Source organism: Tissierella praeacuta DSM 18095 (assembly GCF_900128955.1).
Taxonomy (GTDB): domain Bacteria; phylum Bacillota; class Clostridia; order Tissierellales; family Tissierellaceae; genus Tissierella; species Tissierella praeacuta.
The window spans coordinates 1-13,719 of the sequence record NZ_FQTY01000015.1; the positions used below are offsets into that span (position 1 = coordinate 1).

Below are 13,719 nucleotides of genomic sequence, written 5' to 3' on the forward strand. Positions count from 1 at the left end.
TCTGCTGACTTCTCATGATAAATCTTGTTTCAACCATGGTTCATACTCTGTTTTCCCATGTCCATGAGACCTCCCCAGGTAAGAACAACAACCTTCCTCCCATGTAACCGTCACATTTACTGTAAAGAGTTCGGGTAGTATTGGACTTTGTTTTGTTAAGCAAACTCATCCTCCCTAAATCAGCCTTATGTGATTTCTGTTCGTCGGTTCAGGATTTTGCCTTCGGCTTCCTTCAGATTCCACGTCGCCATGGACACCCTTGCCTTCAGCTAACGGTTCCTACTACCAAGCCCGTAGTGGACTTTCACCACCAAGTTGTTGCCCATGCTGGGCACACTTAAAAAGCTTTAAACAATTTAAATTGTTTAAAGCTTTTTTAAAAACCTAATCTTCTGGCGGAGAGAGTGGGATTTGAACCCACGGTGCAAGTAAACTTGCACAACGGTTTTCGAGACCGCCACCTTCAACCTCTCGGACACCTCTCCTTAACTATTCACTTTAATATTATAACATATAATCCTTATTAAACATCATAAACTTTTCTTTTAATTGGTTTTTTATTCTTTTTTAACCTCTGGGAAAAGTAATGGTCTAAAATATTTATTTCTTTATTGACAAATCTAATAAACAGTAGTATAATTAAAAAGGTTGTTTTTGATTTAAGTATGGCCCCATGGTCAAGCGGTTAAGACATCGCCCTTTCACGGCGGTAACCCGGGTTCGAATCCCGGTGGGGTCACCAAAAAAACATCAAGATTTAAATCTTGATGTTTTTTATTTTTCTACTATTTACTTTCCCTAAGTTCCCTAAAAAAATCAGATAATATACTACTACATTCATCTTCCAATACCCCAAATTCCACTTCCAATCTATGATTAAACTTAGGATGATTTGTCAAATCTTCTATGGTACCACAACAACCTCTTTTAGGATCTCTAGTTCCAATAACTAGCCTACCTATCCTTGCATTGACTATAGCTCCTGCACACATGGCACATGGTTCTAAAGTTACATACATAGTACAATTAAGTAATCTCCAAGCCTCAATATATTTACTTGCCTCCTTTATAGCAAGGATTTCAGCATGGGCTGTTGGATCCTTCAAGATTTCCCGTTGATTGTATCCTCTTCCTATTATTTCACCATTGTAAACAACAATAGCACCTACCGGAACTTCGTAGGTGCTATACGCTTTTTTGGCTTCTCTTAAAGCTTCTCTCATATATAAAATATCCATTAGTATCACCTTGGTGCACTCGAGAGGAATCGAACCCCCGGCCTACGCCTTAGGAGGGCGCCGCTCTATCCTACTGAGCTACGAGTGCATAGTTTACCAATATAGTTTACACTATTTTAATAGGAATGTCAAATTGGAATTTTTTAAACTTAACCTATAAATATATCCTCTAATTTGTTTAATAAATCTTTATTCCTTTCCAAATATTATTAAAATAATTTACTTACTCCCTATATTAATAATAATTACTATGAATTTCTTTATAATAGGTTTTTTCATATTTATATAGAAGTATAATGAAATAATAAAGCTATATCCTGTGAAAGACATAGCCTGATTATTTCTATATTATATATTCTATTTTTTATATTTTTATTCATATTTCCTTTGCTGGTTTATTATTTACAAAATCCCAAGGGTTTCTTGATAGATATCCATTTCCAAAGGGAGTTAATACAGATAATATGGCGAATATGACCAATATGAAACAATACCATATATATGGTACTATTTGAATAGGGCTTACTAACCCCTTAGTAAAACTTCCTGCTATTAACAATTGAGCACCATATGGTATTAACCCTTGCATTACACATGAAAAAGCATCTAAAAGGGAAGCTGTTTTCCTTGGATCCACATTATGTTCTTTGGAAATTTCCTTTGCTAATTGACCACTTACTATTATGGAAACCGTATTATTGGCAGTAGCTGCATCTATAAGAGATACTAATGCACTTATACCTAATTCTGCAGATTTTTTCCCTTTTATCCTTTTATTTATTTTATACAATAACCAATCAAGTCCTTTACCACTTGATACCATATTAGCCAAACCACCAGTTAATAAAGATAGTAAAAAAATATCAATCATTCCTGTAAATCCTGAATATATTTGCTGAACAAATTCTAATCCTGTAAAATTCCCATAAATAAGTCCTATGGCTCCTGATATAACAATCCCACCAGTTAATACTACAAATACATTCACTCCTGCTATTGCAGCTATCAATACAAATAGATATGGAATTATTTTAATTATACTAAAAACATATTTTTGACCTTCAGGAATAGATACTGGTTTTCCAAATATGAATAAAAGAACTATTGTAATCAAAGCTGCTGGTAAAGAAAAGCCAATATTAGCTCTAAATTTATCTTTCATAGATACTCCTTGAGTCCTAGTAGCAGCTATAGTTGTATCAGATATAATAGACAGATTATCTCCAAACATAGAGCCTCCAACTAATGCACCTAATACTAAGGGTAAGTTTAGTCCTGCTTTTTCTGCCAATTGAACAGCTATGGGACCTATGGCAACAATAGTACCTACTGATGTACCTGTTGAAATAGAAATAAATGCAGCTATTATAAATATTCCTACTGTAATAAATTTAGCTGGTATTAAAGTAAGTCCTAAGTTTACTGCAGATTCAACACCACCCATAGCACTAGAAACTGCAGAAAAACCTCCTGCTAACAAATATATAATACACATAATAATTATATTTTCATCACCACAACCTTTAATAAACACATCAAACTTTTCATCTAATGAGCCTTTGGTTAATATAAAAGCAAAAATAATTCCTATACTAGCGGCAATTGGAGCTGGAAATTGATAAAATGCCATTTCAACTTCTTTTAGTTGTAATATAATACCTGAAATTAAATATACAAGTACGAAAATAAGAAAAGGCAATAAAGCTACCCAGTTCCCCTTTTTTTCATTTAACTTTTCCATTTGAATAACCCCCTTTATTTAAATTAATCTCTCATTAATAACTCTAAATCAATTGGATATTTCCCATATTTACTGCCTGCTTCCATAAACATCTCAATGTTTTCCATAGACGTATGCATTGGAATTTGACATCCTGTACTTAAAATATAGCCCATTTTTGAATCATGTCCTTTTCTAATACATTCTTTAACTGATTTAAAAATGGATTCCCTATTCCCTGCATAAATCACATCAACAGGTGGAACATTTCCTGTAATTATAACTCTATCCCCCATTATTTTTTTAGCTTCCTCTAAGTCCTCTACATTATCTATACTAAAATTAGAAATACCAGTATTAACAACATCTTCCCAAATCTCTTTGCTTGTCCCACATATATGGATACCTGGAGAGCTTCCAGTCTTTTCCCTTATCTTATCTACATTTTTTTGGAGAGCTGGTAAGGAAAACTCTCTAAATTGTTTTGGACTTATAAGGCTTGTAGATGAAACTGGATCAGCAAAACCAATGGATACACCTAACTTTGCCACCTCCTCTATATATCTATTGTTAGATTCTGCTACTATTTCCATTAATGTATGAACCTTTTTAGGAAACTTTATCATCCATTTTAGTAAATTCTCTGTTCCTACAACAGACGCAGCCACACTAAAGGGTCCGGACATAGCAGCACTTACATCTACCTTATCTACAAGAGCATCTCTTGTAAGTTTTATGGCCTTAATCAAAATTGGTAAAATGCCATCCTTCAATGGATTGGCAACCTTAAGAGATTCTATTTCATCTACTGATTTAATAGCTGGCTCTAATAAATAAGATATATTGTAATCAGGATAAGCCACCTTAGCCCCCATGGCCTCGGCAACACCTCTAAGACTTGTGGATATGCCCACACTGTCATGTTGAAGCCTTTCAAATAAAGCTATTTCTAGCTCTGCCATAAGTTCTGCTGAGTGATAATAATCACTCACCTTTACACCAATAAAAGGAACCATAGTGGCTCCCATATCTGGAACACAAATTACACGATCAATTTCCTCCCCCTTAGCAAAAGCATTCATTCTTTCCCTTGGAGTCATTTCTTCTTTTCTCACTTGAATCTCCTTCCTAAATATAAAATAATTATTGATATTTAATTCACAATTTTAGCCCATAATCATTATATAACGTATTATAAAAATATTAAAATCGAACTATTTTATAATAAATATATCTTTATTGATATTTTAAATGTACTATATGTAATTTCCATGAAAATACAATAAAACTTCATAAATTATACCACCATTATTGTAAAATAATGGTGGTATATATACGGATACTCTTTTTCCAGTAAAAAATCCTCCTATTGTATTAAATATTCCGCTAAAAAATCTACCAATTAATACATACCACTTAGCTTTATTCACATCTTCCTTTACTAAAATATCCGACTGAAAAATTATCTTTCCTTCTTTTTCTACTGTAGCCTTACCTATTTTAGTATTCTTCTTTATTGGCAGCCCTATAGATTTATCTATATATATATTAACCCCAATATTTTCATCATTTTTTATTAATTTGGAAAATCCTTTTTCAGCAAAAACTTCTACCTCTTTTATATCTGCCTTTGGAAACTCTATAGTATGTAAGGGTATGGCTTCATTTAAGAATATTTTATTAGAATAATTATTTATTCCATGTTCAACTAAAATCTTACTTAATATATTTCTTTTTTCTAAGGACTTTGCACCCATTACTACAGCTATAAGACGCAAATCCTTTTTTTCTATATTTTCACCTTCTACATTGAAGGTAGATACATAGCAATATCCTGCCTTATTTGTAAAACCTGTTTTCAAACCATCTATCTCTTTTATTTCATTAAGTAATGGATTTGTATTTCTTTGAAAATAATTCCTATTAATTACTTCTATTGATTTAATTTTAGCTATTTCCAAAACTTCTGGATAATTTCTTATGATATACTGAGTTAGCTTAAATATTTCCCTAGTACTCATCTTATTCTGTACATTCCTTCCCTTTATTGGAAGTCCTGTAGAATTATAAAATATTGCACTTTCAAATCCCAATTCTTTTGCTTTTTGATTCATCTTTCTTACAAATTTTTCTTCACTTCCTCCAACATATTTTGCTAATGCATATGTAGCATCATTACCAGATACAACTATAGATGCTTCTAAAAGTTTCTTTACTGTAAATTTTTCTCCCCTTTTTAAGTTAAAGCTAGAACCTTTTATTTTTGTAGTATCCTCATCTATAATTATAATGTCATTTAAAGAAAGATTTTTCTTGGTTATTTCATCCATAATTACTAGATAAGACATTAATTTTGAAATACTTGCAATTTCAACTGCTTCATCTATATTATATTCCTCCAATATCTGACCAGTTTCAAAATCTGCTAATATATAAGATTTTAAGTTCCTTTCTATATTAAGGTTTTTAATCCCAACATCTTCTCCATATGATATTGAGTTAATTGTAATAATTATTATTAATATAAATAATGTCCTTTTCAAATAAATCCCTCCTATTATATTGTAACAAATCTATTGCCTTATTTATATAATGTATTAGATATTCCAAAATCTTATGGGAATACCTAATACATTTTTATAAGGGGGATTAAAATGGGTGAACGTAGAGGTTGTTGTGGAGACGATTCTAGTCTATTATTCTTCTTTTTACTTTTAGTAATTCTATTTTGTGGGGGTTTTGATTTCGGTTGTAGAAGATAAATAAAAGCAGGGAATCTTTATAAATTCCCTGCTTTTATTTTCTTTAGTTACCATTTAAATATTCATTAATCAACTCATTAAAAGATGTATTAGTTATTTCCTCACATAATGTAATAAAGTCTTCTGTTGTAGCTATGCGAAATTTATACTTATTATAGTAATTATTCAATATATCATATAATACTTCTTCACCAAAATCCTCTTTTATCTTATCTATAAACATTGCAGCCCTAGAATATACTAAGGGACCATAATCCTCCCATCCTGCAAATTCAGATAATGGTTTATTTACTACATCATTCTCACTTAGATAGTGTACAGCATATTCATATCCTAATTTTATATTTTCATCATAATATTTTCTTGCTTCTTTCTTTCCTTGGATTTCATTTATATATATTACCTCTGAATATGTGGCTAAACCTTCATCAAGCCAAGCTTCATCTACTTGATTGTTTCCTACAATTCCATACCACCATTGATGGGCTGTTTCATGTACTATTACCTTCTCTAATATATCTATTAAATATTTATGAAAATAATCATTAGATATGAATACTATACCAGGATACTCCATACCTGAGGGAAACTCTGTATTAACTATGGAATACCATCCATAAGGATATTTACCAAAAATCTTATTAAATATTTTAATGGAATTTTCTCCTATTTTTAGACTTTCATTTATAAGTTTAGAATCATTATTTATTGAATAAACTTTAATTATAGTATCTTCTACCTTTTTTTCTTTGACTACGAAATCCTTACTAGCAGCCCAAGCAAAATCTCTTATTAGCTGTCCTTCAATCTTATAAGTCTTTTTATCTCCATCTTCCCTTTCTGATATAATCTTCCCACTGGCAGCTACTATAATTTCTTTAGGAGTTGTTATAGAAACTTTGTAATTTGCAACTTCACTATAAAAAGGATCACCGACCTTATAGTAGGGATCTAAATTCCAACCATTGTTATCATATACACAAGCTATAGGATACCAGTTACCTAAATTTATGCCTTTATCATGATATCCAAATCTATCCTTAGTCGTTGGTAACTTTACCATGTATTCCAAATACAAATCTATACTCTTACCTCTTTCCAGTGGCTTTTCAAGTTTTATATTAAGTATCGTATCTTTATCTTCATCTATAATCCATTGTAAATCCTTATCTCCTATCTTTACCTTTTCAATTTCTATATATCCAGGTTTATAGCTTGAAGGATTCATTTCATCACCTATATTAAATAATATTGGTGCTTTTTCTAAAGATTTAAAAGCATTTGGATATAGATGAAAATATATATCTTCTAAATCTATATCTGTATTATTTACATAGGATACTGTCTGCTTTCCCTTATATGTCATATTTTCAGTATCTAAATTTACATCAATCCTATATTCATTTATTTTAGACTCATCAAGTCCATTGAGATTTTTAACTATAAGTGCATCTGCATTTATAGTTTTCCCATGTTTACAACCTGTTAAAGATAATACAATAATTAACAATACAATTATAAATAGCTTAATTCTTTTCATCATATTCCTCCTCTCCATATATTAATATTAACTATATCCAAATAAATTATCAAATAAAAATCAGGATATTTTAAAAAACATCCTGATTTTTACAAATATATCTTTAACTTTAAATTCATAACTAATGGTTTTAACTTAGGGATAATTTCTCCAATCCACCCATATATGGTCTTAAAACTTCTGGAACTATTACTGTTCCATCTTCTTGCTGATAGTTTTCAAGTATAGCAGCAAAGGTTCTGCCTACTGCTAAGCCTGAACCATTTAGAGTATGGACAAATTCAACCTTTCCTGTATCTTCCTTTCTATATCTAATATTTGCACGTCTAGCTTGGAAATCTTCAAAATTACTACAGCTTGAAATTTCTACATATCTACCATAGGATGGCATCCATACTTCTATATCATAGGTTTTTGCAGAAGAAAAGCCTAAATCTCCACTACAAAGAGCTACTACTCTATATGGCAATCCTAATTGTTTAAGCACTTCTTCCGCATTATTAGTTAACTTCTCCAACTCATCATAGGAGCTTTCAGGAGCTACAAATTTAACTAATTCTACCTTATCAAACTGATGATTTCTTATAAGCCCTCTAGTATCTCTACCTGCTGCTCCTGCTTCTTGTCTAAAACAAGGTGTATAAGCTGTATAATATATAGGCAGACTCTTTTCACTTAATATATTATCTCTTTCTAAGTTAGTAAGTGGAACTTCAGCCGTTGGTACAAGGAAATAGTCTTTACTAGGTAAGTGAAACATATCTTCTTCAAACTTTGGTAGTTGACCTGTACCTATCATACTATTCCTATTTACCATAAAAGGAGTTGACATCTCAGTATATCCGTGATTTTCAGTATGCAAATTGAGCATAAATTGAGTAATAGCTCTTTCTAATCTTGCACCTAATCCTCTAAATACTGTAAATCTAGCTCCTGTAATCTTTGTAGCATTTTCAAAATCTAGCATATTTAAGTCTGTACCTAAATCCCAATGAGCTTTTGCTTCAAATTCAAATTTCCTTGGTTCTCCAAATTTTCTTATTTCTACATTATTAGTATCATCTTTTCCTTCTACTACAGATTCATGGGGAGTATTTGGTATTTGAAGCAAGGTATGTCTTAAATCTTCGTCTATTTCCTTTACTTTCACATCCAATTCCCTTATTTTTTCTGATAATTCCTTCATTTCAGCAAAAATAGATGCTGGGTCTTTACCTTCCTTTTTAAGCTTAGGTATTTCCTTTGATTGGGCATTTTGTTTTGCCTTCATTTCTTCTACTTCTACAAGGATATTTCTTCTATCTTCATCTAATTTTAAAACCTTATCAATAGGAAATTCACCTTTTCTCTTCCCCAAAGCTTTTATTACTTCATCTGGATTTGATCTAATTCTTCTAATATCTAACATAATTATAACCTCCTTAAATTTTCCGCAGTTTCCCAACTCAAATATATTTATCCCCTATGCTCATATAGATTTGACCCTAATAGGCACTCCCAATGATAAACTCTACATTAAGGTTGGTGTTTACCCCGTAGAGCATAATTCAGTGGTGTCTGCTAAAACCTATCGTCCCCTAAGTTAGGTAATAAAAAACTCTCGATCCCCACATAATAGTAGGGACGAGAGTATTCCCGCGTTGCCACCCTAGTTAGCCAAAAGGCTCACTCGAAATTTATTAGCTCAGGGCTGGATTCAATATTTCACTTTATCAATTTCCACCATCCATTGACTCTCTAAAAAAGTTAGATATTTACTATTTCCCTTCTCTGCTAGGTATTTAATTATAGATATTATAGCATAATATCTATAATTGTCAAGGATAAAAATAAAATATCCATTAAACAGTCTAAAAATTTAATGGATATTTTTATCTTTTGTTCTTTATAAAATTTTATCTTTTGTATGGAAGGTTTCCCTCCTGTTTTTATTATACCCCCTAATCGTATGCCAAAACATTAATTTTTATTTAATTTCATATCACCAAACTTTATAAATCCCTTTTCTCGCATCCATTCTGAAATACCAAAAGATATTATTCCTGGTAAAATAAAATGCATCATAATAATTAAAATTAATGTTTTAGATGTAGAACCCATTGCATCTATAGTAGCAAATTGACCTACTAACCCGCTAGTTCCCATTCCTGCACCTATTTTAGTACCTTCCATTTTAAATATATAAGTAGATATAGGTCCTAATATGGCAGATGAAATTATAGCCGGAAGCCAAATCAATGGGTTTTTTACTATATTTGATATTTGTAACATTGATGTACCTATGCCTTGGGCTATAAACCCTCCAAACCCATTTTCTCTATAGGATGATACTGCAAATCCTATCATATTAGCTGCACACCCCACTGTACTTGCTCCTGCTGCAAGACCTGACAATCCTAAGGATATGGCAAGAGCTGCTGAACTTATGGGAAGTGTGAGAATTACTCCCATAAGTACTGATACTATTATTCCCATTGGTATAGGATGCATTTCTGTTGCCCTATTGATAATATCACCCAAAAAATTCATTATCATAGCCATATACGGAGCTATATATTGTCCAACAAATCCGCCTATTATAATAGTAGCTAATGGAACTAATACTATATCAACTTTAGTTTTTCCACTGATTAGCTTGGAAAATTCTGCTCCTACTAAGGCGGCAATAAAAGCTCCCACAGGCTCTCCTGTATTTATAATTGCTGTACTACCTTCAAATGTAATACTTCCTGCACCTATTGCTCCTACTACAACTGAAGCAAAAATACCTAAAGGTGAAGCTCCTACACTATATGCTACTCCTGCACCTATTGCTGGTCCCATTAGTTTTTGTGCTATAGAGCCAAAGTTAATAAGCTCTTGAATGCTAAATAATGTTCCTATTTGTTTAATTATTAATCCAATAAGTAAAGATGAAAAAAGTCCCCAAGCCATGCCATTTAATACCTTAACAAAGTAATTTTGTATGCCATCTTTTGATTGTTTTATTTCAATCATCTCCTCACTTGCTTATAGTTACAGTTGTCTTGTCACCTGTAACTATAAATATAGCACCCTAATCTTCTTTTATCAAGTATTTTTTTTCTAAAAGAGCTTCTTTTATTGTCCTCAAGGTGTTTTCATCATCTGCTTCTATGGTATGTAAGTGAATGCCATCTGTTAAAGAAGACAAAGGCTCTGCTTTAGTTGCTTTTAAATTCTCCATAAATAAACTTAAATCATGTCTAGAGCTTATTTGTAATTGAGATTTTATTTCTCCATATAAAGGATGTTCTACTATTACATCTACAATCTTTCCACCTAAATCCACAATTGTTCTCAATTCTTCTTCCAACTCTTTATTATTTTTGTGAGTACAAACTATGGTCTTTCTTGTCTTTCTTCTTTCATGAGTTTTGAACATTAAATATCCCTGAGGAGTAGCAAGTATATTTTCTCCTCTAGCCCGTAATATTGCAATATCTTGAACTATTACCTGCCTACTCACTCCCAATTGTTCTGATATATCTATTCCTTTAACCGGTTCCTCTAATTTACCTAAAATATTTAATATCTCCTGTCTTCTTTCATTTGCATCCATAGGTTTCACCCCTTCATTCAATTGTAAATTAACAATTTGCTCCCAGTTTCTCAACTGAAATTTGTTCCCTCATTACATTTGTGTAAATTTTGTGCTCACTGAGTCTGACCTACCTACGATTTTCAAAAGTAGAAATCAGGTTAGGTTATAATCATTCCCATCTAAGATCATGTCCATAAAATTTAAGAGGAATAAATTTATCCAATATCCTAGAAAACACCCTATCTGTATATGTATCGGATATTTCCTTTGGTGTTAAATTAGTTGATATTATAGTTTTTTTGCCTGCTATTATTCTAGTATTTACAATATTAAATATTTCCGCATTAGTAAATGTATTAGCTACTTCTGTACCTAAGTCATCTATAATAAGTAAATCTGCTTCAAATAACAAATTATATTGATAGTCATTGTAATTTCTAGTATCTTTTCCAAATCTATGTTTTTCTATTATTTCAAGTATTGTAAATGCAGTTTGATATATTACTATCTTATTTTTATCTAAGAGAGATTTAGCTATACAATTACATAGAAAGGTTTTCCCTAAACCCGTAGTACCATAAAATAATAAATTTTCTCCATTATTTTCACTAAAGTTACTAATAAAACCTTCAGCTATACCTACTATATCTATCATATTTTCCCTAGGTGTCATTATTTCATTTTCAAAGGGCTCGTCTTTAAATATATTAATATTAAAAGTTTTAAAGTTTTCTTTTTGAAGAACATTTTCTATATTAGACATTTTATAGGCACGAGATACTAAGGCTTGTTTCAAACAATTGCATTGATTACCATTATCTAAATATCCTGTATCCTTACAGTTTTCACAATCATATTTAATATCCATGTAGTCCACTGGAATGTTGGATTCAGTCATTAAATAAGCTTTCTCCATTTTTAATTTTTCAATCATTTTTTTTGCATTCTCTATGCTTTCCTTATATTTATGGGGATTACCTATTATATATTTTGACATAGAAAGACCTGTCTTGAGTATATCCTCATCTATCCTTTTAATTGCAGGTATCTTTCTATACACCTTTTCTTTTCTCATTCTCTGTTCATGCAATTGTTTATCCCTTTTTCTCTCATACTCAATTGAAAGTTCTTTTAATATATCTTTATACATATTTATACTTCTCCTTTTACCTTCTGGTTATAAGCTTCTCTCTTCCTTCTTGCAATAGTTTCTAATTCTTCAGATGTATATTTATCTGTTCTTTGCTCAAAATTATGAAATCTTGTCTTAAACGGGGCAATTTTACCCTGAGTTGGTTTCACTACTCTACTATATTCTTTCTTCTCTTTAGGCTTATCCTTTAATTCAATATCTTCTAGGGTCTTAATATCTTTTTCATACCATGATTTAAGAACTCCATCAATATAATTGACACTAGGATTTGAAACCTTAGATGAAGCTTCACATCCTTTAAGTACTATTTCCAATGAGAATTTATATTCTTCAAACCATTTATCAATTACCTTCATCTCACCCTGTGTAATGCTTCTATTATCAAATCCTAAGGCTCTCATAACTTTCTGATATCTATAAAACTTTTCATCTTGGTTCTTAAAATATTCTATTACTGCATCCATATTTGTTAGTCCACTATCATACCAATTTCTTATAATACCTTCTATATAATTTACATTCCTTTGACCCTTTCTCTCTACTCCATAGAAAAAAGCTTTCTCTATTACATCTGGGTTCATATTATAATTTTCTATCCAAGATAATACTTTTTGTTTTTCAGTAGTTACTGTCTGTCTTCTCATTATATAATCTATCTGATTAAACATTTTATTTATAGCAGGTATTTGATTGGCGTCAATCAATTCTTGAGGAGTAATGGACTTTGGTTTTTTAACGATTTCCTCTCTACTATTAAATAGGCTAAGGTTATTTTTTATGTATAATTGCTTTAAATTTAAAAATTTTACTTTATAATTATATTTATTATCTTCCTCTCTAGGAATCTTTTTTATTATTCCTTTACTTTCCCAAAAATCCCAAGCCCTTAATACATCTTCCAAAGGTATTTCTAAATGTTTTGCTATAGTTTTATTATTTACCTCTATTTTTTCATCTCTATCATGAGCATATTTATACCCTAGTAAATATACTTTGACATAAGTCCCATTTGCCATGGGCATAAAATCATTTATAAAAATATTCTCTATAGGGGTATCACCTAAATCCATATCTGTAGTTTCAAGGGTGAAACTCATATTATCAACTCCAATATTTATATCAATTATTTTCTAATTTCAAAAAATCTTTTCTTAGTTAAAACCATTTTGTAAATATAATTATATATCTTTTTATCTCCTATTACAAAAGAAGATTTTTGTTCCAAATAATACATATTAGATAAATCCAAACCTGAATCAAAAAATTCATCAAGATAATATGCCACTGGCTTAAAACCTATCTTTTCATAAACCCTGTATGCCCTCTTGTTAAACTCTGCAACTTCTAAAAACATTTTCCTCATATTCATTTTAGTAAAATAATATCTTAAAAATGTATCTAAAATTTCCGTACCATATCCCTTGTCTACATGGTTAGGATCTAAGACTATACCCAATGTAGACTCTCTTCTAATTACTCTTATATTCTTTATTCCCATATAGCCTATTAAGTATCCTTCTTCGTTCCGTATACCATAATATTTATTAAATAATTTCCTTGCTTTCATTTCATACCAAATCTTTATTTCTTTATTATTCATTGGGGGAAAATTATAATCCTCTATCAAAGGGTTTTCATGATTCCCCCAATTTCTCATTTCATATACGTCTTCAAGCTGTAGTTCTTTTATGATAATTCTTTTACCTTTAATCTCCAAGATTACCACCCCTCTAATTCAATTGAC

General features: G+C 30.9%; 11 protein-coding genes, 3 tRNA genes and 1 other annotated feature. Of the genes, 1 reads left to right on the forward strand and 13 read right to left on the reverse strand.

Features of this window, described 5'->3' with window-relative positions; genetic code table 11:
- Window positions 1-393: 393 nt before the first annotated feature.
- Window positions 394-485, reverse strand: a tRNA-Ser gene (locus BUB33_RS12085).
- A 182-nt stretch (window positions 486-667) separates the two neighbouring features.
- Between BUB33_RS12085 and BUB33_RS12090 the strand changes: the two genes are divergently transcribed.
- Window positions 668-742 (forward strand) — tRNA-Glu (locus tag BUB33_RS12090).
- 43 nt (window positions 743-785) lie between these two features.
- On the opposite strand, the gene tadA is transcribed toward BUB33_RS12090, so the two are convergent.
- The 12 genes from tadA to BUB33_RS12150 all read right to left on the reverse strand — a co-directional run bounded on the left by tadA (window position 786) and on the right by BUB33_RS12150 (window position 13,692).
- Window positions 786-1,238, reverse strand: coding sequence for a tRNA adenosine(34) deaminase TadA (gene tadA / locus BUB33_RS12095; RefSeq protein WP_072976729.1), 453 nt, complete (start codon window positions 1,236-1,238; stop codon window positions 786-788).
- 11 nt (window positions 1,239-1,249) lie between these two features.
- Window positions 1,250-1,326 (reverse strand) — tRNA-Arg (locus BUB33_RS12100).
- Window positions 1,327-1,614: 288 nt separating this feature from the next.
- Window positions 1,615-2,979, reverse strand: a complete 1,365-nt coding sequence (locus tag BUB33_RS12105; RefSeq protein WP_072976732.1) for a Na+/H+ antiporter NhaC family protein — start codon at window positions 2,977-2,979, stop codon at window positions 1,615-1,617.
- A gap of 23 nt (window positions 2,980-3,002) precedes the next feature.
- Window positions 3,003-4,073: a uroporphyrinogen decarboxylase family protein gene (locus BUB33_RS12110; RefSeq protein WP_072976734.1), complete on the reverse strand. Its 1,071-nt coding sequence runs from the start codon at window positions 4,071-4,073 to the stop codon at window positions 3,003-3,005.
- A gap of 141 nt (window positions 4,074-4,214) precedes the next feature.
- Complete coding sequence (locus BUB33_RS12115) at window positions 4,215-5,501, reverse strand: D-alanyl-D-alanine carboxypeptidase family protein (protein WP_072976736.1); 1,287 nt, start codon at window positions 5,499-5,501, stop codon at window positions 4,215-4,217.
- Window positions 5,502-5,763: 262 nt separating this feature from the next.
- Window positions 5,764-7,260, reverse strand: a complete 1,497-nt coding sequence (locus BUB33_RS12120) for a M1 family metallopeptidase (RefSeq protein WP_234950046.1) — start codon at window positions 7,258-7,260, stop codon at window positions 5,764-5,766.
- A gap of 130 nt (window positions 7,261-7,390) precedes the next feature.
- Window positions 7,391-8,668, reverse strand: coding sequence for a serine--tRNA ligase (serS, locus tag BUB33_RS12125; RefSeq protein ID WP_072976739.1), 1,278 nt, complete (start codon window positions 8,666-8,668; stop codon window positions 7,391-7,393).
- 208 nt (window positions 8,669-8,876) lie between these two features.
- Window positions 8,877-9,040: a binding site (T-box leader), on the reverse strand.
- A gap of 179 nt (window positions 9,041-9,219) precedes the next feature.
- Entirely contained in the window at window positions 9,220-10,257 is a 1,038-nt protein-coding gene (locus tag BUB33_RS12130; RefSeq protein ID WP_072976741.1) for a PTS sugar transporter subunit IIC, read from the reverse strand.
- A gap of 58 nt (window positions 10,258-10,315) precedes the next feature.
- Window positions 10,316-10,840 (reverse strand): transcription repressor NadR, encoded by a 525-nt coding sequence (locus BUB33_RS12135; protein ID WP_072976744.1) that lies wholly within the window; start codon window positions 10,838-10,840, stop codon window positions 10,316-10,318.
- A gap of 151 nt (window positions 10,841-10,991) precedes the next feature.
- The gene (locus tag BUB33_RS12140) at window positions 10,992-11,972 is read right to left on the reverse strand and encodes an ATP-binding protein (protein ID WP_072976746.1); all 981 of its coding nucleotides are present in this window, start codon (window positions 11,970-11,972) and stop codon (window positions 10,992-10,994) included.
- A gap of 2 nt (window positions 11,973-11,974) precedes the next feature.
- On the reverse strand, window positions 11,975-13,072 hold the full coding sequence (locus tag BUB33_RS12145; RefSeq protein ID WP_072976748.1) for a DnaD domain protein: 1,098 nt from the start codon (window positions 13,070-13,072) through the stop codon (window positions 11,975-11,977).
- A gap of 26 nt (window positions 13,073-13,098) precedes the next feature.
- Entirely contained in the window at window positions 13,099-13,692 is a 594-nt protein-coding gene (locus BUB33_RS12150) for a GNAT family N-acetyltransferase (RefSeq protein WP_084725431.1), read from the reverse strand.
- Between the last annotated feature and the right edge of the window lie 27 nt (window positions 13,693-13,719).